The sequence below is a fragment of the Pseudomonas sp. O39 genome, from assembly GCF_045447295.1.
GTDB classification, from domain to species: Bacteria; Pseudomonadota; Gammaproteobacteria; order Pseudomonadales; family Pseudomonadaceae; genus Aquipseudomonas; species Aquipseudomonas antarctica_A.
The window spans coordinates 38,708-62,646 of record NZ_JBJGXV010000002.1 but is presented as its reverse complement, the minus strand read 5'-3'; the positions used below and the strand labels follow the sequence as shown (position 1 = coordinate 62,646).

Below are 23,939 nucleotides of genomic sequence, written 5' to 3'. Positions count from 1 at the left end.
CAAAAGCCATAGCCATTTCTGCCATTACCGAAAAAGAGCAAGGTTAACCAAGCGCAGGGCTTGAGGACAGCTCAGTCTTCGACCTGCCCCAGTTCGCGCTGGGCGCCGCGGTCACCGGCGCGGGCGGCCAGCCGTAACAAGTCATGGCCGATGCGACGGTCGCGGGCGTTGCCGCACTCACGGCACATCAACTGACCCAGGCGGCTCTGTGCGGCGACCACCCCTTCACGCGCCGGCTGCTTGAGCAAACACCCGGCAAAGTGCTTGACGCTGGTGTTATGCCCCAGGCGCGGGCTGTCGAGCAGCCACAAGGCAACTTTCAAGGAGAAACGCTTGGGTGCGGTAACAGTTTGAGGGGTGTCGGTAACAGAAGGTGATACTGAGCGAAACTTCATAAAGCACTGTGGGACAGAACGGAAGGCGCGCCACTCTACTCTTTTTTTCGCAGACGTAAAGCCAGAAAAAACCCACACGCCCGTTCTAGAGCAAGCGCTTGGGACAATCCACAGAAGCTGTGGATAACTCAGTGGACAACCCGCCTTGAACTCGCTCAAAGCCCCATGGAACGGGGGCCGCAGTCAAACTGACGATTTTTTCACCAATAAAAAAAAGCGATATTTTTCATTGACTTAAATTTCCATTGCAGGCAAACGCCGGTGCCTCAAGGCAGTTGACCGAGCGGTTACACACCTCGCAACAAATGTGCACAAGTACCGACCCATTGGCTATATCGCGGGCGTTTTTTGCTTCAACCCGCCCAAAAGATGTTACCGACAGGCCAAACCAGTGGCCTTTTCAAAAGTGCCCGGGCTCGCCACACTGCTCGACCCAGGACGCAACCTTCAGGTAGGGGCAGATGAAAGGAATACTGTTATTCGCCTTATTGCTGCTCGCCATCTGTGCGACCTCATTGGGAATCAATGCGGCCCTGCCTTCCCCCGATGGTGCTTTGTTTGCCATCGCCATCCTGTTATCGGCAGCGTTTACCGCCGTGAGCCTGTGCATCGAGTTGGGAGAAGGCAGGATCAATGACATGCGTGACGTGGTGAAAATCATCGAGACCGGCCGCTCCTGGCGCCTTACCCTGGCGGCCTACGGGCTGGGCTGCTCACTGGCGGCCGCCGCAACCGTGCTGGTGTATCGCGGATGGTCAGGCGGCTGATTAAAGTTTTTTGGCTAGCACACTTCCCTTCCCTGCTTCAATCCGTTACTATCCGCGGCGTTAGTACCAAGCTGAAAGTCAATTCTGGTCGAACAACTCCCTTGAACAACACGGGATCGACCACCTCGATGGTTTCCAGGTATTTCTTGCGACGGCACTGCCTTTGAACAAGCAAAGGGTGTCGCGAAGTTTCAATACTCTGACCGAACCAACCTGCAAATTGATCAGGATCTTCACCCCGGGCCCAGAACCTTTGCCCTTGTTGTGTTGCCTGCCCTCCTAAGTACCTACCTGCCAGCCCAAGCGCGCCTAACTTATTAGCGCTTCAAACTGGCTGCTTTGTTCCAGTCGGGTTCTTCGTTCGATCAATGGTGATCGACGTTACTGGAACGTTTTAACGTTGCACGGTTCTTATCCGTGTCATTTGTAGGAACACCAATAATATGTCCACTCAAATCCACACTCAGGATGCCATCCGCACCCTCACTAACGCTTTTGCACCAATGAACTGCCTGATCATGGCCGCTCGCAAAGGCTGCTTCAGCTTCACCCTGGTCAACGAACACGGCATCGCTCGTCACAGCGAACGCCTGTACCCCGATCAATACTCCAGCGCTGAACCGCTGCAGGCTGTGATCGAGCGTACCCGTCAGGCACTGGTTGCCTGATCGACCCGAGTCGCTGAAATACAAAAACCCTGTTTAAAAAGCAGGGTTTTTTATTGCCTGGCTTTTAAGTCCGGGCGTTTTGACTAAGTACGAATAGATATAAACGTTATAACTAAATGAAGAAGATGTTTTAAAAACAGTCCTTTACATCGTGAATATGACACTACACTTCAACTCAAGCGGCATGATCCGCTTGCGACGAGCCTGAGTCCGATTCACCGCTGCCAAGCTCCCTCTCTCAGGTTTCGTCGACCACTTTCATGGATTGAGGCCTGTATGGGTATCGCCGCCAGCGAATTGTGTCGTTATGTGATCAGGCCAACCTTGATTTACCTCGGCCGCCATCATCCGACCGCCGAATCCCTGCTGCTGGGGATTGCCGCCAGCCAATCGGAACTTGGCTCCGCCCTGCATGACAGGCGCGGCCACCGCCTGTACAGCATCACCGAACCTCGCCACCGCGCCCTCTGGGACGAATACCTCGCTCGCGACCCCGAGCGCGCCAGCCTGGTGCGCGGCCTCGCCAGCCAGCATGCATTTCTGAGTGCACCCCAGTTGGAGCTTACGGTGAACCTGCGTTACGCCACCGCCATCGCCTGGCTGCTGGTAGAACAGCATCGCACCACATTGCCACAGCCGGGCGACGTACTGGCCATGGCGCGTATCTGGAAGGAAATATTTCACCCTCAAGGCCGGCTGCGAGATTTCACTCAAGCCTGGCAAACCTGTGTTTCACCCCAGAATCACGTCACTTGTTGATCAGGCTTTTTGCAAGATTCGGCTAAAAACGTTGATTTTGGTCGGATTGTCCTACAAAACCGCTCTATCTCCTACATTACAACCTATAGCGCTAACTTAAAATTGTTGATACTTTCCGCAGCGGTGATCACCACGGAGTTCTAATAATGAAAAAAGTAATGCTCAAGACCACACTTAGCCTCGCCGTTACCATGGCATCCTCCCAACTGTTCGCAAGCGGCTTTGCCCTGAACGAACAAGACGTCGCCGGCATGGGTACGGGTTTCGCAGGCCGCTCTTCTTCTGCCGATAACGCAAGCACCGTCTATGGTAACCCTGCCGGTATGGCTCGCCTGGAAGGCCAGCAAATCACTGGTGGTGTTGCAGCGATCGATGCAACAACCGACATCAAAGACGCCAGCGGTCGCTCGCGCGGCAGTAACAAAGGCGACATGGTCCCGTTCACCGCGGTCCCTTTTGGCTTCTACACCAATAAACTTAACGACCAGTGGGCAATCGGCTTCGGTGTTTACGCACCGTTCGGCCTGAAGACTGACTACGAACGTGGCTTCCAGGGCCGTGCTTTCGGCAGCAAAAGTGAAGTGGCAGTCATTACCTTCCAGCCGACTGTCAGCTACGCCTTCAATGACAAGGTGTCGATCGGTTTTGGTCCAACCATCAACCGTATTTCGGGCACCCTTGAGTCGCAGCCAAACCTGGGTTTGCTGCCGCTTCCTGGGCTGGCAGGCACCGGTGACAGCAAAGTCAAAGTCAAAGGCGACGATACCGCCCTTGGCTTCAACGCCGGTATCCTGGTGCAAGCCACCGACACCACCCGCGTTGGCCTGACTTATCACTCGGAAGTGAAATACAAGCTCGAAGGCCACACCGACGTAACCCCGGGCACTGGCGTTCCAGCTGCCTATCTGGGTGCAGGCCGCTACGATGCATCGCTGAAAGTTGACACCCCTGAATCCTGGGATGCTTCGGTCACTCAAGACCTGAGCGATGCCTGGAAGGTCTACGGCGGTGCAACCTGGACGCGCTGGAGCCGCCTGAAAGACATTACCGTCAACAACGAAGGCGTGACCCGAGCCGGTGGTGCACTCGCACCTCAGATCGTCGGTCAGATCCAAGAGCCGCAAAACTGGCACGACACCTGGGCCTACGCCCTGGGTACCTCGTACCAGATCACCAAACAAGTGGTACTGCGTACCGGTCTGACCTTCGACCAGTCGCCTACCAACAACACTGATCGCTCGCCGCGTATTCCTACCGGTGACCGGACGATCTTCAGTGTCGGCTTGGGCTACGCGGTGATGGATAACATGACCGTCGACCTGGCTTATTCCTACCTCAAGGAAGAGCCGGTCAAGGTGAACAAGCAGAACGCGCTGGGTCAGACCTACGCTTCCAAGTACGAAAACAGCGCCAACGGCTTCGGCCTGGGCGTGACGTACAAGTTCTGATTTAAGCCGTAAAAAAAGCCCCGCGTTCCTGCAAAGGAAGCGGGGCTTTTTAATGGCCTACGATCAAGGTTTGGAGGCCAACGCCTCTTCCACTGCCTTGATCAAATCCGGGCTGTCGGGTTTGGTCAAACTGGAGAAGTTGGCAATCACCTTACCCTGGCGGTCCACCACGTACTTATAGAAGTTCCACTTCGGCGCGCTGGTCTGCTGCGCCAGAATCTTGAACAGGTGCACCGCGTCCGGCCCTTTGACTTTTTGCGGCTCGGTCATGGTGAAGGTCACGCCGTAATTCACATAACAGACCTTGGCGGTCTCCTCACCTGTCTTGGCTTCCTGTTTGAAATCATCGGACGGCACGCCGATCACTTCCAGCCCTTGGCCCTTATAGCGCTGGTACAAGGCTTCGAGGCCTTTAAACTGTGGCGCGAACCCACAGAAGCTGGCGGTATTGACGATCACCAAGGGCTTGCCGGCGAAGCGCTGGCACAAATCAATGGATTCCTTGGCCCGCAGCTTGGGCAACTCGCCCGCCAGCAACGGTGGGCAATCGGCGGCCATGGCAACACTGCCAATCGCCATCAAGATGGGTACTGCAAGCCAGCGCAACTGCATGTCGTGGTCCTTGAAAGTTTCCAGATTACGAACTTAACAGATCGACATACCCAGTTGCATCAACGCCAGCCCGCCGCGCTGCCAACCCCACCACGCCAAAAGCAGCAGAAGCGTCACCGCCCCTGCCCCGCCAAGCCAGTACCTGTTGAAACTCATGCCGCCTCCATCTGCGTCTGCAATCGCGCCACTGGTCGCTCGCGCACCGGCCAGTTGAGGGCCGCAGCGAGCAGGCTCAACAGCACCGCCACCTGCCAGATCAAATCGTAATTGCCGGTTCGATCATAGACCACCCCGCCCAACCAACCGCCGAGGAACGAGCCCAGCTGATGGAACAGGAACACAATGCCGCCCAGCATCGAGAGGTTTCGCACACCGAACAAGGTCGCGACGGTGCCGTTGGTCAGCGGCACCGTCGACAGCCAGAGGAAGCCCATGGCCATGCCGAACAGGTAAGCCGTGACTTCAGTGACCGGCGCCCACAGAAACAACACGATCACCACCGCGCGCAACAGGTACAGGCCGGTCAGCAAGCGCGGCTTGGACATGCGCCCGCCGAGCCAGCCGGCAGTGTAAGTGCCGAACACGTTAAACAGTCCGATCAAGGCCAGCACTGTAGTGCCTACCGTCGCTGGCAAATGCTGGTCGACCAGATACGCCGGCAGGTGCACACCGATAAACACCACCTGAAAACCGCAGACGAAAAAGCCGAACGCCAGCAGCCAGAATCCAGAGTGGGAGCAGGCCTCCTTCAATGCTTCACGCAGGGTTTGCTGACCCGCCATCACCGGCAGCGGCTTGTCCTTGAGCATCGCCACCAGCGGCAAGATCAACGCCACCATCAGGCCCAACGCCAGCAAGGCGGCGGACCAACCCAGCCAGCCGATCAACCCCAAGGTGCCCGGCACCATGGCGAACTGACCGAAGGAACCTGCAGCGCTTGCGATACCCATGGCCATGCTGCGCTTTTCCGGCGGCACGGCGCGGCCGACCACACCGAGAATCACCGAGAACGAGGTGCCCGAAAGGCCAATCCCGATCAGCAAGCCAGCACTTAGCGACAACGACCACGCCGAATCGGACATGCCCATCAGCACCAGCCCCACGGCGTACAGCACGCCACCGACAAACACCGCTTTGGTAGCGCCGAAACGGTCGGCCAAGGCGCCGGTAAACGGCTGTGCCAGGCCCCAGATCAGGTTCTGCAGGGCGATAGCGAAGGCAAAAGTCTCACGACCCCAGCCGAATTCGTTGCTCATCGGCGCCAGGAACAGGCCAAAGCCATGCCGCACGCCCAAGGACAACGCCAGGATCAGCGCACTGCCCAAAAGAACCCAACCACTGGTGCGCCACATCGAGGTCATTTCTTATTCTCCGCTCGCGGGTATATACCCGCGTGTAGTCAAAAAGAACCCGCGCTCAGGCGAGTTCATCCAGCAAGGCCAACAACGTTTCGCGCTTTTCGACACCTAACCGATCAATCAACTTCTGCTGCGCCGCTTCCCACGCCGGCAAGGCGGCAGCCAGTCGTTCTTCGCCGGCTTGCGTCAGCAGCACCAGGCGGTTGCGCAGGTCATCACCCTCGACCAACAGCACCAGCCCCTCTCCCTCCAGCACCCGAAGGTTACGCCCCAAGGTGCTGCGATCCAGCCCCATGGCTTCGGCCAGGCTGGAAATGCTCGGTTGGTCGAGGCGCTGCAAGTTGCACAGCAAGGAATACTGGGCGACGTTGATCCCGAAGCCGTCGAGAGCGCCGTCGTAATGCCTGCTGACGCCACGGGCGGCGCGTCGCAGGTTGGTGCATAAGCATTGGGAGGCAAGCATAGAGCGTGTATATACCCGGGATTGAGGAAATGCAAGAAAGTGTTACAGCGCCAAGCCAACCAAAACCGCGACTTCCAAAAGCTCCAACAGCGCGCCCGCCGTGTCGCCAGTGGTGCCGCCGAGCCGATTGACCATAAGCTGGCGCAGGCCGATAAAGCAAAGCGCAGCCAGCAAAACGGCAATACCGCCACTGAAACCGCCGATCAGGATGCAGGCCAGACCGCTGAGGATCAGCACCTGTTGGCCGACTATCCTTGGTAAATGATCCGACAATGCCTGGCCCAAACCTCCTGCACGCACGTAGCGCGTAGTGAGGAACAGCGCCAACATCGAAGCACGCCCGATCAGCGGCGCGAGGATCAACGCCGCGCCGTTGTGCTGCTCGATCAGGGCCACCAGCGCCGTGAACTTGAGCAACAACACCAAGCCCAACGTAACCACGGCAATCGGCCCGCTGCGGGGGTCTTTCATGATGCTCAGCGTGCGCTCGCGATCGCCGAAACCTCCGAGCCAGGCATCGGCGCTGTCCGCCAGGCCATCCAGGTGCAGGCCGCCACTGAGCAGTACCCACGCCGTCAACAGCAGTGCCGCATGCAGCAACAGCGGCGCGCCCATCAGCACGGCATTCAGGCCCCACAACAGCACCCCGAATAACACGCCCACCAGCGGATAAAAGAGCAACGAACGCCCCAGTTCCTGAGGCTGCGGCATGCCCGGCAAACGAATCGGCAGACTGCTGAGAAATTGCAGGGCGATCCAGAACGGCAGCATCGTCAGATTCCTTCCTTCAACACACCATCGGCAGCGACCTGCAGGCTGAACAGCCCACCGTGACCGACCTCGACATTCAACAGTTGCTCGCGCGGCAAACCGCGCGCCCGAGCCAGCAGCAGGCGCATCACGCCACCGTGGCTGATCAGCAACACGCGCTCACCGGCATAAGCCTGATGCAAGCGTGAGACCGCGCCTAGAACACGTTCGGAAAACTCGCTGACAGGCTCACCATCGGGCGGCGTAAAGCTGTAGGGATCGGCCCAGAACAAGCCCAACCCTTCAGCGTCGGTTTCCATCAACGCCGCTGCACTTTGCCCTTCCCAGGCGCCGAAGTGCAGTTCCTGCAGAGCCTTTTCCAGGCTCACCGGCACATTGAGGCGTGCGCCCAACTCACGTGCGAACAGCGCGCAACGTTGCAACGGCGAGCTGATCAAGCGATCCCACGGCCCCTGCTCCGCCACGGCGGCGCGCATCTGCTCCCAGCCCTTGGCGGTTAACGCATCGTCCAGGCTGCCGCGCAGGCCGCCGCCCAATTCGGTTTCGCCGTGACGCAGCAGGTCCAGGTGCAACGTCATGCCGGGCGATCTGCCACGGCCGCTTCTGCGAACGTCGCCATCTGCCCGTGCAACGCGCACGCCAGGCGCAGTAACGGCACCGCCAGCGCCGCACCACTGCCTTCGCCCAGGCGCAGGCCCAGTTCCAGCAGCGGTTTGGCGTCGAGGCTTTGCAGCACATGCCGATGACCCGGCTCAGCACCACGATGGCCGAACACCAGCCATTCGCGGCACGCCGGGTTCAAGCGTGTGGCGACCAGCGCGGCGACGGTGCAGATAAACCCATCCACCAGCACCACGATGCCTTCCTGGGCACAGGCCAGATAGCCGCCGACCAGCGCGGCGATTTCAAAACCGCCGAGGTTGAACAAGGTTTGCAGCGCGTCGCCACGTTGCCCTGCATGCAGCGCCAGCGCGCGCTCGATGACAGCCACTTTGTGGCTGACGCCCTGGGCATTCAAGCCGGTGCCCGGGCCAGTCAGGTCACTCACCTTGCAATCGAGCAACGCACACGCCAACGCACTGGCGGCAGTGGTGTTGCCGATACCCATCTCGCCGCCGATAAACAGCTGCGCGCCGCTTTGCAATGCACGGCGCGCACTGTCTCGACCGGCTTGCAAGGCCAGGCGCCCCTGCGCCTCAGTCATCGCCGGGCCGTTGACGAAATTCGCCGTGCCCGCGCCAATGTTCAGGTGGCGCACACCCGGCAAGCTCAGCGACGGCGTCACGGTGCCAAGGTCGACCACTTCCAGCTGCGCGTCCAGCTGTCGCGCCAACACACTGATAGCCGCGCCACCCGTCACAAAGTTATGCAGCATTTGCCCGGTCACCTCCTGGGGAAATGCCGACACGCCTTCAGCGACGACGCCATGGTCGCCGGCAAAAATGGCGATCCACAGCTGCTCCACCGACGGTTTGACCTGGCCTTGCAGGCCGGCCAATTGCACCGCCACGGCTTCCAACTGGCCGAGCGAGCCGGCCGGCTTAGTCAGTTGCTGCTGGCGAGCCAGGGCGTGTTCGTACGCCGCAGCGTCCATGGCCTTGCAGGGGTTGAGCCACCAGGTGTCAGTCATAACGCAGTACCTTTCAAAGTCAGGGGCAGGCCGGCAACCGTCAGGACAACACGCTGACACCGCTCGGCCAAGGCTTGATGCAGCCAACCGGCTTCATCCACATAGCGGCGAGTCAATTCGCCCAGCGGCACGACACCCAAACCGGTCTCGTTGCTGACAAAAATGATTTCACCCGGCAGCGAGGCCAGGGTTTGCAGCAGGTATTCACGCTCAAGCGCCAGGCGTGCCGGGTCTTCGAGCATCAACAGGTTGGTAAGCCACAGGGTCAGGCAATCCACCAGCAGGCAGCGATCGGACGACGCGTTTTCACGCAGTACGCGCGCCAGTTCGATGGGCTCTTCAATCAGGCCCCAATGATCGGGACGGCGCTGGCGATGAAGGGCGACGCGCGCGTTCATCTCACCGTCAAGCGGTTGGCTGGTGGCGATATAGATGACAGGCAACGCGCTGTCAGCAGCGAGCTTTTCGGCAAGGCGGCTTTTGCCGGAACGGGCGCCGCCGAGGATCAACTGATGCATGGAAAACCACCTCTTTCGGTCGGCGGATATTTTGATGCAGGCCCGCGCTCACATTTGGACGGCGTGCACACCGTTAAACCCCACATAACGTGCGCAATAAATCGGTGTCCAGATGGTTCTCCACCAGGTCCGCCAAGCGCTCGATATCGCGCTCGCGCAGCGCGTGGTAATCGACTTCCTGCACATCCTGCAGCCCCGCCCAGCGCAACAAGGCACTGCAAGCGGCCGGGGTCTCGAACAGACCATGCAAATACGTGCCGAAGATCTGGCCGTCCTCACTCTGGGCACCGTCACTGCGGCCGTCATCCAGCAGCACGGCGGCTTTCGACAGCGCTTCGCCGGAGGTCACACCCGCGTGGATCTCATAGCCACTGACCGGAGCGTCCTCCAGCAACAAGCGCCCACGCACATTGCGCAACTGTTTCTCTTCGGCAAGCGTCGTACTGAACGCCAGCAACCCAAAGCCTTCGCTTGACCCTGCCGGCCCTTCCAGCCCAAGCGGGTCATGCACCTGCTCGCCGAGCATCTGCAACCCGCCGCAAATCCCCAGCACCTTGCCGCCGTAGCGCAAGTGCCGAGCCACAGCGGTGTCCCAGCCATTGGCGCGCAGGTACGCCAAATCGCTGCGCACACTTTTTGAACCCGGCAGGATAATCAGGTCGGCGGCCGGAATCGCCTGGCCCGGCCCGATGAATTGCAGATCTACCTGAGGATGCAGGCGCAGCGGGTCAAAATCGGTGTGATTGCTGATTCGCGGCAACACCGGCACCACCACGTTTAACACCTGCGCCGCCTTGTCGATCTGACGCGCGTCGATGCCGTCTTCGGCCTCCAGGTGCAGGTCCATCACGTAGGGCAACACGCCCACCACCGGTTTGCCGGTGCGGGCTTCCAGCCAATCCAGGCCGGGTTGCAACAAGGCGATATCGCCGCGAAAACGGTTGATGATGAAGCCCTTGACCCGCGCTTGCTCCGTGGGCGAAAGCAACTCCAGCGTGCCGACCAGGTGGGCAAACACGCCTCCACGATTGATATCGGCAATCAACAGCACCGGGCAATCCACCGCTTCGGCGAAACCCATGTTGGCGATGTCATTGGCGCGCAGGTTGATTTCCGCCGGGGAGCCCGCGCCTTCCACCATCACCACCGGGTAGGCCTCGCTCAACCGCGCGTGGGAGGCCAGCACCGCTTGCATCGCGATGGCTTTATAGTCGTGATAGGCCACGGCGTTCATGGTGGTCACGGCTCGACCATGGATGATCACCTGCGAGCCGGTGTCACTGTTGGGTTTGAGCAGCACCGGATTCATATCGGTGTGAGGCGCGAGATTGGCCGCCTGGGCTTGCACCGCCTGGGCTCGGCCGATCTCACCGCCCTCGGCAGTCACGGCACTGTTGAGGGCCATGTTCTGTGGCTTGAACGGCACCACCGCGACGCCCTGGCGAATCAGCCAGCGGCAGAGCGCGGTCACCAGAGTGCTTTTACCCGCGTCGGAGGTGGTGCCTTGCACCATCAGCGTACTCATATGGCTTCCTTGTAGGCGGCCAGGGCTTCATCGAGTCGCAGCCAGTGCGCCTCGGTGTCGGGCAAACCGAAGCGCAGGCTGCTGTCGTGGACAAACAGGCGCAGCAGGATGCCGCGCTGAGCCATGAATTCGTGCATGTGTTCGGCGTGCGGTGTAATCAGCCACTGGAACAAGGCGCAGCCACCGTGGGGTTGAAAGCCATGGCGCTCAAGCAGGTCAAACAAGCGTTGGCCCGCTTCGATACAGCGCTCACGCTGGCGGGCGTGCCCGGCCATATCGCGCAGGCATACTTGGCCGAGCACCCGTGTCGGCCCGCTGACCGACCATGGGCCGAGCTGTTCGGCGAATAGCTTGAGCAACTTGCGTTCGGCCAACACAAAGCCCAAGCGAACACCGGCCAAACCAAAGAACTTACCGAACGAGCGCAACACAATCAGGCCGACTTGATGGGCGTGGCTGGCCAGGCTTAATTGCGGGGTGACGTCCATAAAGGCTTCATCCACTACCAGCCAACCGCCGCGCTGGGCCAGCCGCGCATGCCATTCCAGCAGGCGTTGCGGGGTCAGGCTAAGTCCGGTGGGATTGTTCGGATTGACCACCACCAACACGTCGAGGCCATCGAGAAAGAAGTCGACTTCCTGCTCCTGCACTTCGCGCACCACGTAACCTGCGCGACGCCAGGCTTCGGCGTGCTCGGCATAACACGGCGACAACACCCCGACCTTGCCGGAGCGACGCAAGCGCGGCAGCAATTGGATTGCTGCCTGGGAACCCGCGACCGGCAACACATGGGCGGCGCCGTAATACTCGCTGGCAGCCTTTTCCAAGCCGTCATCGGTTTCCGGCAAACGCGCCCAGGCCCGCAACGGGATCTCGGGGATCGGCCAGGGCCAGGGCGCCAGGCCGCTGGACAGGTCGAGCCAATCCGCCTCGGCGATTCCGTACTGAATCACTGCCTTACGCAGGCGACCACCGTGTTCAAGCATAAAATTGCGCCCCCGCGCAGAGGATCAGCAGCCATAACCATACGCCGCGCTGCACCAGTTGCCAGCCTCGATCAATAGAATCGGCATCGGCTGGCGGGCCTTCGCCCAATGACGGGCGCTGATGTAACTCGCCGTGATAAATCGCCGCGCCACCCAGTTCGACACCCAGTGCGCCCGCGCCAGCCGCCATCACCGGGCCGGCATTGGGGCTGTCCCAGGTTGGGCCCTGGGTGCGCCAGCATTTAAGCGCCAGGCGGGTTTTGCCCAGCACGGCGTAGGTCAAAGCCACCAGCCGCGCAGGGATGTAGTTGAGTACATCGTCGATCTTGGCAGCCGCCCAGCCGAAACGCTCAAAGCGTTCGTTGCGATAGCCCCACATGGCGTCGAGGGTGTTACTCAAGCGATACAGCACCACGCCCGGCACACCGGCGACCACAAACCAGAACAGCGCGGCAAACACCGCGTCGCTGCCGTTTTCCAGCACCGACTCCGTGGCGGCGCGGGCGACTTCGGTGCGGTCCAGCTCGCTGGTCTGGCGGCTGACCAGATAACTCACGCGTTTGCGCGCTTCATCCAGGTCATCACTGCGCAACGCCTGGGCCACCGGGATCACGTGCTCACCGAGGCTGCGCATACCCAGCGCGCAGTACAGCGCTAAAATCTCCAGCACCCAACCGATATAAGGCGCCCACGACAACGCAGTGGCCATCAGGGTCAGCGGCACCACCGCGATAACCCACGCGGTCACGCCGTGGCTGCGCCAGCCACGGCCTCCGGTATTGAAACGTTGCTCGATGCGCCCGGCGAAATTGCCGAATGCCACCAGCGGATGCCAGCGCCTAGGCTCGCCCAGCAGCGCATCCAGCGCCACCGCAGCGACACACAGCAAGGCCACACTCATTGACTCACTCCCCACACATTCTCATACAACATGTCACTCAGCGGCCGTGGTTCGGCCCAGCCTTCGAGCTGCAACATCGGTGCCGGATAGAACCCGGCTACCGGCCCCAGGCATAGCACCGCCAAGGGTTTCGCACCGGCCGGCAAGCCCAGCAGGTCGGCCAGGGCCTGCGGCTCGAACAGCGAGACCCAGCCCATGCCAAGGCCTTCGACGCGGGCTGCCAGCCATAGATTCTGGATCGCACAGGACAACGATGCCATGTCCATTTCCGGCAAGGTGCGACGGCCAAAAATGTGGCGCTCGCGATCATCCATCAGCGCTGCCACCAACACTTCGGCGCAATCATGGATACCTTCGACCTTGAGTTTCATGAACTCATCGGAACGCTCGCCCAACGCCTCGGCGGTGCGCACGCGCTCTTCTTCCACCAGGTGTTGAATCTGCCCACGCAACCGGCGGTCACTGATACGGATAAACCGCCAGGGCTGCATCAAGCCGACACTGGGCGCCTGGTGCGCAGCCTGGAGCAGGCGGTGCAGCAGTTCTGGGGCAACCGTGCCGCCGATAAAGTGGCGCATGTCGCGGCGTTCGGCGATGGCGCGATAGACGGCCTGGCGGTCGGCTTCAGGAAAGGCGTTGTCGGTCATGGCTTCTTCGCGAGCAAGTCGAATCGTCGCACCGCCGCTTCCACATTGTGATCGGTGAACCCGGTCGATGAGGGCGCTGGCTTGCCTGCGATAGCGGCCTGATGGCTCGGCGCAAACAATGCGGCCACTGCCGTCGGGTTGGACGGGAAATAGAAGTGCACGTAGGAAGCCGTCATCCGCCCCTGGCGGTACACCGCTTCGGCACCGCGCCCGCCGTTAGGGCTAAGGCCACGGGCAATCGGCTGCCACTCGGTGCTGGTCAGGGAGTGGTGATAGGTATGGCCGCGCAGTACGCCTTCCGGCAACTCGACGCTTTGCAGGGCCAGGGCCGCGAGCTTCTTCTGCATCACCGCATCCCCCTGCAGCAAGCCAACCAGTTCGGCACGGGTACCATCGACATCGGTGAGCGAGTCCAGCAGGTACAGCATGCCGCCACATTCGGCGAGCAACGGTTTACCCGCCGCGTGATGGGCGCGAATAGCGTCGAGCATCGAAGTGTTTTCAGACAATGCCCGGTGGTGCAGTTCCGGGTAGCCGCCCGGCAGGTACAAGCTATCGGCTTCGGGTAATTGGCGATCATGGATCGGCGAGAAGAAGCGCAATTCGGCGCCCATCGCCCGCAGCAGGTCAAGGCTGGCGCCGTAAGTGAAGGCAAAGGCCTCGTCGCGGGCCACCGCAATGCGCACGCCGGCGAGCAACGGTTCGGCCTCGATCACTTGCGGGGCGGCGAAGGTCACCGGCGGCGGCAACGCGACTTCGCAACTGCTGCCCAGGGCTTCGGCAGCGGCGTCCAGGCGCACATCGAGGTCATTCAGTTCGCTGGCTTGCACCAGGCCCAAGTGGCGACTGGGTAATTCAATTGCGGTTTCGCGAGACAACGCGCCATACCAGCGCAGGCCTTCGGTGAGGCTGCCTTCCAGTAGCTGTGCATGGCGCAGGGTGCCGACGCGGTTGGCCAACACGCCAGCGAACGGCAAGTCCGGCTGATAGCGCGCCAGCCCCAAGGCCAGGGCGCCGAAGGTCTGGGCCATGGCGGTGCCGTCGATCACACCGAGCACCGGCACACCGAAATGCCGCGCCAGGTCGGCACTGGAGGGCGTGCCATCGAACAGGCCCATCACACCTTCGATCAGGATCAGGTCCGCCTCGCCCGCCGCTTCCCACAGCAAGCGGCGACTTTCCTGCTCGCCGACCATCCACATGTCCAACTGATACACAGGCGCACCGCTGGCACGCTCATGAATCATGGGGTCGAGAAAGTCCGGCCCGCATTTGAACACGCGCACCTTGCGCCCCAGGTTGCGGTGCAAACGCGCCAACGCAGCGGTCACGGTGGTTTTGCCCTGGCCGGACGCCGGTGCGGCGATCAGTACGGCCGGGCAATGACGGGGCTGATTCAAAGTTCGACGCCCTTCTGTGCCTTGATACCGGCCTGGAACGCATGCTTGAGCATGCCCATTTCGGTGACGGTGTCGCCCATTTCGACCATTTCAGGCTTGGCGCCACGGCCGGTGACCACTACGTGCTGCTTCGGTGGGCGGGCTTGCAGGTCGCTGAGCACTTGATCCAGGTCGAGGTAACCGTGCTTGAGGGCGATGTTCAGTTCGTCCAGCACCACCAGGCCAATGGACGGGTCTTGCAACAATTCGCGGGAAACCGCCCAGGCCGCTTCAGCGGCGGCGATGTCGCGCTGGCGGTCCTGGGTTTCCCAGGTAAAGCCTTCGCCCATCACGTGGAAGCGCACTTGCTCTGGGAAACGGCGGAAGAACAATTCTTCGCCCGTGCTGTGGCGCCCCTTGATGAACTGCACCACGCCGCACTGCATGCCGTGGCCCATGCCGCGGGCCAGCATGCCAAATGCCGAACTGCTCTTGCCTTTACCGTTGCCGGTCAGTACCAGCAGCAATCCGCACTCGTTCGGGGAATTGGCGATGCGCTCGTCGATCACGGCTTTTTTGCGCAGCATGCGCGCCAGGTGGCGTTCGTCGCGCTCGGGGGAATCAGTCATGGCAGCTCTCCGTTGGGGCTGGACAAAAACGGCGGGCAGGAAAAAGAAAAAACAGACAGCCAAGCATCGCCCACCGTGATGCTGTTGGATGATCCAGGCCGGTCTCCGGACTCATAAGTGGCGCTCTTGCTCATCGAGCGAGCAGGCCAACGGCGCGCCTTCCCATATCACGCGGATACAGTGGCAAAAGGCACCGTTTTGACTCATTTACCGTTGCGGGGGCAGCGCCGGGATCGCGGCAGCACTGTGTACAAGTGCGCTCACTCACCGGCTTCCCTGTTTCACTCTGTCGGCGTATCCGCCACAGAGCACCTGGAACAAGCCGCGAAGGTTAGTGGGTTGGGGGTGGAGCGTCAATTAAAGCTGGCCTTGCACTTGAACCATCGGACTATCTCACTCCTCTACCCTTACAGGTATTAAGGAGAAAACCATGCATAAAACCAGACTCGCCTTACTGATCATGCTGGCAGGCACCCTCGCCGCCTGCGGCGAAAGCTCCACGTTGAAGGTCTCCGATGGCACCGGGCCTTCGCCCAAACTGCCGGAGCCGAACAAAACCCTGATCCCCACCGTAAACATTGCCCCGGCCATCGGCTGGCCCGACGGCGCGAAGCCAACCGCCGCCGCCGGCACTCAGGTGTCGGCGTTTGCCGAAGGCCTGGACCACCCGCGCTGGCTGTATGTTTTGCCGAATGGCGATGTGCTGGTGGCGGAAACCAACGCCCCGCCCAAGCCGGATGATGCCAAGGGTATTCGCGGCTGGGTGATGGAGAAGGTCATGGGCCGCGCAGGCGCAGGCGTGCCAAGCCCGAATCGCATCACGCTGCTGCGCGATGCCGACCACGACGGCGTCGCCGAGACCCGCACGGTGTTCCTGGAGAATCTCAATTCACCGTTCGGCATGACGCTGGTGGGTAACGACCTTTACGTGGCCGATTCGGACAAGCTGCTGCGCTTCCCCTATCAGCCAGGCGAAACCTCGATCAAGCAAGCGGGTACCACAGTGGTCGACCTGCCGGGCGGCAGTATCAACCACCACTGGACGAAAAACGTGGTGGCCAGCAAGGACGGTCGCAAGCTGTACGTGAGTGTCGGCTCCAACAGCAACGTGGGCGAGAACGGCCTGAAGGCAGAAGAAGGTCGCGCGGCGATCTGGGAAGTCGACCGCGCCACAGGCCAGCACCGCATTTTTGCTTCCGGGCTGCGCAACCCGAACGGCATGGCCTGGGAACCGCAGAGCGGCAAGCTGTGGACGGCGGTTAACGAGCGCGACGAGATCGGCAGCGACCTGGTGCCCGACTACATTACCTCGGTCAAGGATGGCGCATTTTACGGCTGGCCCTTCAGCTACTATGGCCAGCATGTGGACGTGCGCGTCTCACCGCAAAACCCCGATCTGGTCGCCAAGGCGATTGCACCGGACTATGCCGTAGGGCCTCACACCGCGTCCTTGGGGCTGACGTTCGCAGAAGGCAGCAAACTCCCCGCGCAATTCAGCAACGGCGCATTCATCGGCCAGCATGGCTCGTGGAACCGCAAGCCGCACAGTGGCTACAAGGTGATTTTCGTACCGTTCGAGGGCGGGCAACCCAAAGGGCAACCCGTGGATGTGCTGACCGGATTCCTCAACAGTGACGAGAAAGCCATGGGCCGGCCGGTGGGCGTGGTGATTGATCAGCAGGGCGACTTGCTGGTCGCGGATGACGTGGGAAATAAGGTGTGGCGGGTGTCGGCGGCTAAGTAGCCGGCCTCAAAAACAGCGCAAAACCAAATGTGGGAGGGGCTCGCCCTCTCCCACATCTTATTCTCTGCTCAGCCTTAAGGATTGCGCGCCAGATGCTCAGCCGGCAACACGCGCTTGGCGCTCAGGTAGGCGTTCTGCCAATAGGCTTTGGACAGCGTATCCAGTTTCACCGTACCACCGGTTTGCGGGGCATGTACGAATCGCCCTTCGCCGACGTAGATCCCGGCGTGGCTGACCCGCGAACCGCCACCGGTCGCAAAGAACAGCAAGTCACCGGTTTGCAGGTTCTGCTCGCTGACATCCTGCGCACGCATCACGATCAGTTCACGCGTGGTACGCGGCAAGGAGATGCCCGCGGCGTCGCGGTATACAAAGCCGATCAGGCCACTGCAATCAAACCCGGAGTCCGGCGTATTGCCGCCCCAGCGATAAGGCGTGCCGACCAGGCCCAGCGCTCGGAAGAGTACGTCTTCGGCAGCAGGCGAGAAACTTTGGCTGGAATAGTTGAACACCGGTTTCGGCTTGACCGCTACCGGGGCAGGCGGCGGTGGACGGCTTGCGCAGGCGCTGAGGAGCGCGGCACAAACAAGAAGAATGAGGCGGGCTGAGGTCGACATGGGCAGAACAATCCTGATCTGGATGCGGCTTTCGCTGCCGAACGCTGAAAACCAGAACGCGCAAGCAAAGCTCGCGCGAACGGATTACAACAATATCCAGAGATTCTAGCGCTTACACGTCAAACTTCAAGTATCACTTTAACTTTACTTGCTAGCGGTAACGGTAGTCGGGGCCATGGCGAGTGCACGCTTGGCTTCGATGAAGGTTTTGCTCCAGTAGCTGTCACCCAGGTTGTCGACTCGAACACCGCCACTGCGACGACTGCTGGAGTGAATAAACTGGTTATCGCCCAAGTAGATACCGGCGTGACTTACGCGACCACGACCTGCAGTACTAAAGAAAAGCAGATCGCCGGGCTTGAGGTTATTGCGTGCGACCAACGGTGCATCCACGTTGATCATTTCGCGTGTCGAGCGAGGCAGGTTCATGCCGGCTTCTTCGCGAAACAGGTAGCCGATGAAGCCACTGCAGTCGAAACCGGCTTCAGAGGTACCGCCGAAACGGTAACGGGTACCAATCAGGGACATGCCGCGTTCAAGGATGCTGTCGGCCAGAACTGGAAGCTGGTAAGGCTTGCTGCCGGAGAAGTCGGCCAGTTCTTTTTCAGTTGCGAGTTCTTCCTGGTAAACAGTGGAAGACTGCGATGCAACGAACTTTGCCTGGGACTGTTGTTGAGTCTTTTGCTGCTCAGCCACGTTTTGAGTGTGGGTGGCGCAACCAAACAACAGGGTAACGAGTGCGAGAGGCACGAGGGGTGCGAAGCGATTTAGCATGGGCACGACCGTGGCTGATGTGTAAAGAAGTCGAGACTATGCCCTCTATCACATCGATTTGCAAATTCAATCGTGATCGATGTGACTTCTTGTTTCGACGATGACATCTAAGCCCTTAACACCCCATACATGCCTTTTGCGTGGCCAAACCAGCCCAAACGCAGGTTTTCTGGCGCCTGAAATTTGCCGAGAGCCGCGAAATACAAGGGCTGGCTACCAGCCGAGAGTTTCCTTGAGGAAAGGAATGGTCAGCTTGCGCTGGGCCTGCAAAGAGGCCTGATCGAGCTGTTCCAGCAAATCGAACAACGCGCTCATGCTGCGGGTGCCGCGCGTGAGAATAAAGTGCCCGACTTCATCGGTCAGGTGCAGGCCGCGACGGGATGCACGTAATTGCAGGGCGCGTAACTTGTCTTCGTCAGACAACGGGCGCATCTGGAAGATCAGCGCCAGGGTCAGGCGTGACTTGAGGTCGGCCAGCTTCACCGGCAGCTCTCGCGGCGACGTGGATGCGGCGATCAACAGCCGTCGTCCGCTGTCGCGCAGACGGTTGAACAGGTGAAACAAGGCTTCTTCCCAATCCGCCTTGCCGGCAATCGCCTGCAGATCGTCCAGGCAGACCAGTTCGTACTGCTCAAGGTGGTCGAAGATCCCGATGCCACGGTCCATCAACTCAGCCAATGGCAGGTAAACCGCCGGCTCGCCCATTTGCTCGAAGCGCAGGCACGCGGCCTGCAACAGGTGGGTACGCCCCACGCCGTGCTTGCCCCACAGATAGATCAGGCTTTCAGTCCACCCGGCGTCGGCTTCGCAGAGCCGCTCGACATAGCCGAGTGCAGCGGCATTGGCGCCTGGGTAGTAATTGATAAAGGTGGCGTCGTCACGCAGACGCACACCCAAGGGCAGCTGAATCGGTTTCATGCTGACTGAACGGCTCCAAACGAACCGTTAGTGGCCTCTGTGTAAAGTTTGCAAAGTTTATACCCGTGACGCCGGGCGCACAATGCAGCAGACCACAAGCAAAATCAAAGGTTTGCGTTAGCTTGGGTCAATTTTCGAAAATTGTTTGACACCACGGCTGCATAAACAACAAACCCGGCCTGAGCCGGGTTTGTGACGAAGCGGTTACAGATCGGGGTCTTCAACCCCGGTGTACACATCCGAATCCTTATAAAGATCGTGAACATGGCGCACCAGTACCATGATCACTGCCGCCACCGGCAGTGCCAGCAGGATGCCAGTAAAGCCAAACAGCTCTCCGCCCGCCAGGATCGCAAAGATCACCGCGACCGGGTGCAGACCGATCCGGTCACCCACCAGCAGCGGCGTCAACACCATGCCTTCCAGGGCCTGGCCGACCATGAACACCGCAACAATACCCAGCATCGGATACAGATCGCCGCCAAACTGGAACAGCCCGGCCACGAGTGCCGCGCCGATACCAATCACGAAGCCCATATACGGCACGATCGCAGCCAGACCGGCGATCAAGCCGATCAACAGGCCCAGCTCCAAGCCAATCGCCATCAGGCCGGCGGCATAGATAATCCCCAGGGCCAGCATCACCAGCAACTGGCCTCGCACGAATGCGCCGAGCACCTCATGGCACTCCTCCGCCAGAGACACGATGCGCTCTTCGCTGTTGCGTGGCAGCAGGCTGCGGATCTTGGCCATCATGATGTCCCAGTCACGCAGCAGATAGAACGCTACCACAGGAATCAGCACCAGGTTTGTCAACCAGCCGATCAGCGCCAGGCTGGACGCCGTGGCCTGGCTCAGGACAACACCGACGATATCGGTGGTCTGGCCCATATGCTCACTGATCGCCGCCTTGACCTTGTCGAACTTCCAGAAACCATCCGCCAGCCCCAGCTTGGCCTGAGCCCACGGCATCGCCGTGTGCTGCAACCAGTCGAGCATCTGCGGCGCCAGTTCATACAGGCGAAACAGTTGCTTGGCCAACATCGGCACCAGCACCAGTACCAACGCGGTGATGATCAACGTAAACAGGGCAAACACCGTCACTACGCCCAAGGTGCGCGACAGGCCGGCTTTCTCCAGGCGATCCACCACGGGATCGAATAAATAGGCCAGGAGCAACGCCACCAGAAACGGCGTCAGGATCGAATGCAGCAAGAATACAAACACGCACAGCAGGACAATCCCGCCAAGCCACACCCAACGACGCGTATCCGCCATAAACCACTCCATCTGTTATTTGCTACCTTCCTTCTATATAGAAGAAGAAAGAATATTTACCAACGAAAACGCAACTGCGCCTGGGGCTCAGGAGCAGCGGCTGGTTGTGTACCACCCTCCACCGGCGGCAACACCTGCGTTTCACCAGCAGGCACTTCCTGCAACTTGGCCAGGCTCAACTGCGTACGCAATTGCTCGGCACTGCCGTTGACGCGATACACAATGCGATTGCCATCAACCCGCTGCGGTTGGCCACCAAAAGGTTCAAGCAGATGACCAAGGGCAGCGTAGCGCTCCAGGTTCATGCCCTGCACTTCGAGCAATTGCTCGCTGCTCACACCGGGCTTGACGGCAAAGCGTGGCGCCAGCTTTTGGCTGACCGCGAGCAATACGGCATCGGCTACCGCTGCGGTGTCTGCGCCCTGGGCGGTACCCTGCTCACTTTTGTCGCCCAGCCACAGGCGCCATTTGGCCTGCCATTGGTTGCCTTCCTGGCGGGCGTGCACAGCGAGCAAAGCGTCGGCGCCATAGCGCTCGGAGGCTGCACGCAATGGCGTGGCGTCGGCGCTTTCGAGATTAGGCGCAGTCGCAACCACCTGTTCATCCAGATCGCCCAGCGGCAGACGCAGCGGCAAGCCTCGGTGTTGCGCCGCCCGACGCAGCGCGCCGGCGACCGCTTGACCATCACCGACCAGGCTGCTGCCTTCGGTGGAGTCGTTCAGCCACCAGCCAAGAATTGACGGCCGGTTGCTGCCCCACATCGACAGGCCCGCTCCACGCAGGGCGCGGTCGGTGCTCACCGGGTCGAAGTCGACTTGCAGGCTTTCCGGTGGGCCGGCGTCATAGCCATACTGGCTGATGATTTGTTGCGGGTCTTTGCGAATTGCCGCCAGGCCCGGGCCGTCGGCGGCCTTGGCGTCGCCGGTCAGGCGGATCACCAGGGTTTGCACGGCGCGTTGGGTGGCAGCGTCGCGCTCTTGAGGCGATTGGCTGCTGACCGGTTCAAGCACTTGATAAAGGCCATTGAGGGTTTCGGCATGACTCGCCAGGCTGACCAACGACAAGCAGCCTACAAGGAAGAATTTACACAGACGCATGAAAGATTCCCGAACGACAAATTTAGCGGCTGGAACAGACCGCGTGAACTCGGCTTGGCAAGGCTGTGACCACAGCGACCGGTAAAACATTCACAGGGCCTTGGCAGTTTTTGTACTGTCATAACGATAGCGGGTTAAAGGCTATACCTTAATACACCCCATAACAGGCCCGATTAGCATTTTTTTAACACCATATGCCCCTGCCCGTCGGCCCGAGGATGGCCGCTGCCCCTCAAGCCTGATAAAATCGCGCGCCTTCGCAGACCGTCAACGGCAAGGCCTTTTACCCAAAGCCCCTGCCCGCTCGGTCGTTACCCCTGAATCCCCCCTAAAGGCCTGGATCATGAGCAAGCAACCCTCCCTGAGCTACAAGGACGCCGGTGTAGACATCGACGCCGGTGAAGCATTGGTCGAACGCATCAAGAGCGTCGCCAAGCGCACTGCGCGCCCCGAAGTCATGGGCGGCCTGGGCGGTTTTGGCGCCCTCTGCGAAATCCCGGCCGGCTACAAGCAGCCCGTATTGGTCTCCGGCACTGACGGTGTGGGCACCAAGCTGCGCCTGGCACTGAACCTGAACAAGCACGACACCATCGGCATCGACCTGGTTGCCATGTGCGTCAACGACCTGGTGGTGTGTGGCGCAGAGCCGCTGTTCTTCCTCGACTACTACGCCACCGGCAAGCTGAACGTGGACACCGCGGCACAAGTGGTGACGGGTATCGGCGCTGGCTGCGAACTGTCGGGTTGCTCGCTGGTGGGCGGCGAAACCGCTGAAATGCCAGGCATGTACGAAGGCGAAGACTACGACCTGGCCGGCTTCTGCGTTGGTGTTGTCGAAAAAGCCGAGATCATCGACGGCTCCAAAGTCGCTGCCGGCGACGCCCTGCTGGCTCTGCCGTCCTCCGGCCCGCACTCCAACGGCTACTCGCTGATCCGCAAGATCATCGAAGTGTCCGGTGCCGACATCGAGAACACCCAGCTCGACGGCAAGCCGCTGACCGACCTGCTGATGGCCCCAACCCGTATCTACGTGAAGCCGCTGCTCAAGCTGATCAAGGAAACCGGTGCCGTTAAAGCCATGGCCCACATCACCGGTGGCGGCCTGCTAGACAACATCCCGCGCGTACTGCCAAAAGGCGCCCAGGCGATTGTCGACGTGGCCAGCTGGCAGCGTCCTGCGGTATTCGACTGGCTGCAAGAGAAAGGCAACGTCAACGAAACCGAAATGCACCGCGTGCTGAACTGCGGCGTGGGCATGGTCATCTGCGTGGCCCAAGAGCACGTTGAAACGGCGCTGGACGTTCTGCGTGAAGCAGGCGAGCAGCCTTGGGTCATCGGCCAGATCGCCACCGCTCCGGAAGGCGCGGCCCAGGTTGAACTGAAGAACCTTAAGGCGCACTGATGCCTGCAACCTGTGATGTCGTGGTGCTGCTTTCCGGCACCGGCAGTAACTTGCAGGCCTTGATCGACAGCACGCGCACCGGCGACAGCCCGGTGCGCATCGCTGCGGTGATTTCCAACCGCGGCGACGCATACGGCCTGCAACGCGCCCGGGACGCTGGTATCGAAACCCGCTCTCTGGATCACAAGGCTTTCGAAGGCCGTGAGGCCTTCGACAGCGCCTTGATCGAACTGATCGACGCCTTCAACCCCAAACTCGTGGTCCTCGCCGGTTTCATGCGCATCCTCAGCGCTGACTTCGTGCGGCACTACGAAGGGCGCCTCCTCAATATCCACCCTTCCCTGCTACCCAAGTACAAAGGCATGCACACGCATCAGCGCGCGCTTGACGCTGGCGACAGCGAGCACGGCTGCAGCGTGCACTTTGTGACCGAGGAACTCGATGGCGGGCCTCTGGTCGTACAGGCAGTGGTTCCGGTAGAGTCTGCAGACTCAGCGCAGACACTTGCGCAACGGGTTCACACCCAGGAACACAGGATTTACCCGCTGGCTGTTCGCTGGTTTGCCGAGGGACGATTGATTCTCGGCGAACAGGGTGCATTATTGGACGGTCAGTTACTCGCGGCCAGCGGCCACTTGATTCGAACCTAGGAG

The 23,939-nt window shown here is 60.5% G+C and carries 27 protein-coding genes and 1 riboswitch; of the genes, 7 read left to right on the top strand and 20 right to left on the bottom strand.

What is annotated here, in order from left to right:
* Positions 1-71 precede the first annotated feature (71 nt).
* Positions 72-395: a sel1 repeat family protein gene (locus ACI77D_RS02730; RefSeq protein WP_221295339.1), complete on the bottom strand. Its 324-nt coding sequence runs from the start codon at positions 393-395 to the stop codon at positions 72-74.
* 461 nt (positions 396-856) lie between these two features.
* On the opposite strand from ACI77D_RS02730, the gene ACI77D_RS02725 reads away from it, so the two are divergent.
* The 4 genes from ACI77D_RS02725 to ACI77D_RS02710 all read left to right on the top strand — a co-directional run bounded on the left by ACI77D_RS02725 (position 857) and on the right by ACI77D_RS02710 (position 4,037).
* Complete coding sequence (locus ACI77D_RS02725) at positions 857-1,162, top strand: hypothetical protein (protein WP_064453488.1); 306 nt, start codon at positions 857-859, stop codon at positions 1,160-1,162.
* 443 nt (positions 1,163-1,605) lie between these two features.
* Positions 1,606-1,830, top strand: coding sequence for a hypothetical protein (locus tag ACI77D_RS02720; protein ID WP_007898912.1), 225 nt, complete (start codon positions 1,606-1,608; stop codon positions 1,828-1,830).
* Between the two features lie 276 nt (positions 1,831-2,106).
* Positions 2,107-2,589, top strand: coding sequence for a hypothetical protein (locus ACI77D_RS02715; protein ID WP_407016007.1), 483 nt, complete (start codon positions 2,107-2,109; stop codon positions 2,587-2,589).
* A gap of 146 nt (positions 2,590-2,735) precedes the next feature.
* Positions 2,736-4,037 (top strand): OmpP1/FadL family transporter, encoded by a 1,302-nt coding sequence (locus ACI77D_RS02710; protein ID WP_064453490.1) that lies wholly within the window; start codon positions 2,736-2,738, stop codon positions 4,035-4,037.
* Positions 4,038-4,100: 63 nt separating this feature from the next.
* On the opposite strand, the gene ACI77D_RS02705 is transcribed toward ACI77D_RS02710, so the two are convergent.
* The 14 genes from ACI77D_RS02705 to cobO form a co-directional block, all read right to left on the bottom strand.
* Entirely contained in the window at positions 4,101-4,649 is a 549-nt protein-coding gene (locus ACI77D_RS02705) for a glutathione peroxidase (protein WP_221295341.1), read from the bottom strand.
* A 33-nt stretch (positions 4,650-4,682) separates the two neighbouring features.
* A complete protein-coding gene (locus ACI77D_RS02700; protein ID WP_257784281.1) occupies positions 4,683-4,805 on the bottom strand; it encodes a hypothetical protein in 123 nt (40 codons plus the stop codon).
* Complete coding sequence (locus ACI77D_RS02695) at positions 4,802-6,010, bottom strand: MFS transporter (protein WP_064453492.1); 1,209 nt, start codon at positions 6,008-6,010, stop codon at positions 4,802-4,804. Before ACI77D_RS02695 ends, ACI77D_RS02700 begins: the two co-directional genes overlap by 4 nt.
* A 55-nt stretch (positions 6,011-6,065) precedes the next feature.
* Complete coding sequence (locus tag ACI77D_RS02690) at positions 6,066-6,470, bottom strand: MarR family winged helix-turn-helix transcriptional regulator (RefSeq protein ID WP_064453493.1); 405 nt, start codon at positions 6,468-6,470, stop codon at positions 6,066-6,068.
* Between the two features lie 42 nt (positions 6,471-6,512).
* Positions 6,513-7,241, bottom strand: a complete 729-nt coding sequence (locus tag ACI77D_RS02685; RefSeq protein ID WP_064453494.1) for an adenosylcobinamide-GDP ribazoletransferase — start codon at positions 7,239-7,241, stop codon at positions 6,513-6,515.
* A gap of 2 nt (positions 7,242-7,243) precedes the next feature.
* Complete coding sequence (gene cobC / locus ACI77D_RS02680; RefSeq protein WP_064453495.1) at positions 7,244-7,819, bottom strand: alpha-ribazole phosphatase family protein; 576 nt, start codon at positions 7,817-7,819, stop codon at positions 7,244-7,246.
* A complete protein-coding gene (gene cobT, locus ACI77D_RS02675) occupies positions 7,816-8,871 on the bottom strand; it encodes a nicotinate-nucleotide--dimethylbenzimidazole phosphoribosyltransferase (RefSeq protein WP_221295345.1) in 1,056 nt (351 codons plus the stop codon). Before cobT ends, cobC begins: the two co-directional genes overlap by 4 nt.
* Positions 8,868-9,389 carry a bifunctional adenosylcobinamide kinase/adenosylcobinamide-phosphate guanylyltransferase gene (gene cobU / locus ACI77D_RS02670; RefSeq protein ID WP_064453497.1) on the bottom strand — a complete coding sequence of 174 codons (522 nt, stop codon included), beginning with the start codon at positions 9,387-9,389 and terminating at the stop codon, positions 8,868-8,870. The genes cobT and cobU overlap by 4 nt, the downstream gene beginning before the upstream one ends.
* 73 nt (positions 9,390-9,462) lie before the next feature.
* Positions 9,463-10,914: a cobyric acid synthase gene (locus ACI77D_RS02665; RefSeq protein ID WP_407016006.1), complete on the bottom strand. Its 1,452-nt coding sequence runs from the start codon at positions 10,912-10,914 to the stop codon at positions 9,463-9,465.
* A complete protein-coding gene (cobD, locus tag ACI77D_RS02660) occupies positions 10,911-11,900 on the bottom strand; it encodes a threonine-phosphate decarboxylase CobD (RefSeq protein ID WP_064453499.1) in 990 nt (329 codons plus the stop codon). Before cobD ends, ACI77D_RS02665 begins: the two co-directional genes overlap by 4 nt.
* A complete protein-coding gene (gene cbiB / locus ACI77D_RS02655) occupies positions 11,893-12,801 on the bottom strand; it encodes an adenosylcobinamide-phosphate synthase CbiB (protein ID WP_064453500.1) in 909 nt (302 codons plus the stop codon). Before cbiB ends, cobD begins: the two co-directional genes overlap by 8 nt.
* Entirely contained in the window at positions 12,798-13,448 is a 651-nt protein-coding gene (bluB, locus tag ACI77D_RS02650) for a 5,6-dimethylbenzimidazole synthase (RefSeq protein WP_064453501.1), read from the bottom strand. Before bluB ends, cbiB begins: the two co-directional genes overlap by 4 nt.
* Positions 13,445-14,848, bottom strand: a complete 1,404-nt coding sequence (locus ACI77D_RS02645; protein WP_407016005.1) for a cobyrinate a,c-diamide synthase — start codon at positions 14,846-14,848, stop codon at positions 13,445-13,447. The genes bluB and ACI77D_RS02645 overlap by 4 nt, the downstream gene beginning before the upstream one ends.
* Positions 14,845-15,456 carry a cob(I)yrinic acid a,c-diamide adenosyltransferase gene (gene cobO / locus ACI77D_RS02640; protein ID WP_407016004.1) on the bottom strand — a complete coding sequence of 204 codons (612 nt, stop codon included), beginning with the start codon at positions 15,454-15,456 and terminating at the stop codon, positions 14,845-14,847. Before cobO ends, ACI77D_RS02645 begins: the two co-directional genes overlap by 4 nt.
* Before the next feature lie 78 nt (positions 15,457-15,534).
* Positions 15,535-15,787, bottom strand: a riboswitch (cobalamin riboswitch).
* Between the two features lie 99 nt (positions 15,788-15,886).
* Between cobO and ACI77D_RS02635 the strand changes: the two genes are divergently transcribed.
* A complete protein-coding gene (locus tag ACI77D_RS02635) occupies positions 15,887-17,200 on the top strand; it encodes a PQQ-dependent sugar dehydrogenase (RefSeq protein ID WP_407016003.1) in 1,314 nt (437 codons plus the stop codon).
* Positions 17,201-17,274: 74 nt separating this feature from the next.
* Here ACI77D_RS02635 and ACI77D_RS02630 read toward each other — a convergent pair whose 3' ends face one another.
* From ACI77D_RS02630 to ACI77D_RS02610, 5 genes are all read right to left on the bottom strand, one after another.
* Positions 17,275-17,817 carry a C40 family peptidase gene (locus tag ACI77D_RS02630; protein ID WP_053257356.1) on the bottom strand — a complete coding sequence of 181 codons (543 nt, stop codon included), beginning with the start codon at positions 17,815-17,817 and terminating at the stop codon, positions 17,275-17,277.
* 144 nt (positions 17,818-17,961) lie between these two features.
* A complete protein-coding gene (locus ACI77D_RS02625) occupies positions 17,962-18,591 on the bottom strand; it encodes a C40 family peptidase (RefSeq protein ID WP_128590734.1) in 630 nt (209 codons plus the stop codon).
* A gap of 213 nt (positions 18,592-18,804) precedes the next feature.
* The gene (gene hda, locus ACI77D_RS02620; RefSeq protein ID WP_017134884.1) at positions 18,805-19,509 is read right to left on the bottom strand and encodes a DnaA regulatory inactivator Hda; all 705 of its coding nucleotides are present in this window, start codon (positions 19,507-19,509) and stop codon (positions 18,805-18,807) included.
* Positions 19,510-19,713: 204 nt separating this feature from the next.
* Complete coding sequence (locus ACI77D_RS02615) at positions 19,714-20,787, bottom strand: AI-2E family transporter (protein ID WP_064453506.1); 1,074 nt, start codon at positions 20,785-20,787, stop codon at positions 19,714-19,716.
* A 56-nt stretch (positions 20,788-20,843) separates the two neighbouring features.
* Positions 20,844-21,884 carry a DUF2066 domain-containing protein gene (locus ACI77D_RS02610; RefSeq protein ID WP_407016002.1) on the bottom strand — a complete coding sequence of 347 codons (1,041 nt, stop codon included), beginning with the start codon at positions 21,882-21,884 and terminating at the stop codon, positions 20,844-20,846.
* 343 nt (positions 21,885-22,227) lie between these two features.
* On the opposite strand from ACI77D_RS02610, the gene purM reads away from it, so the two are divergent.
* Positions 22,228-23,286: a phosphoribosylformylglycinamidine cyclo-ligase gene (purM, locus tag ACI77D_RS02605; protein WP_064453508.1), complete on the top strand. Its 1,059-nt coding sequence runs from the start codon at positions 22,228-22,230 to the stop codon at positions 23,284-23,286.
* Positions 23,286-23,936: a phosphoribosylglycinamide formyltransferase gene (purN, locus tag ACI77D_RS02600; RefSeq protein ID WP_064453509.1), complete on the top strand. Its 651-nt coding sequence runs from the start codon at positions 23,286-23,288 to the stop codon at positions 23,934-23,936. Before purM ends, purN begins: the two co-directional genes overlap by 1 nt.
* Positions 23,937-23,939: the final 3 nt, after the last annotated feature.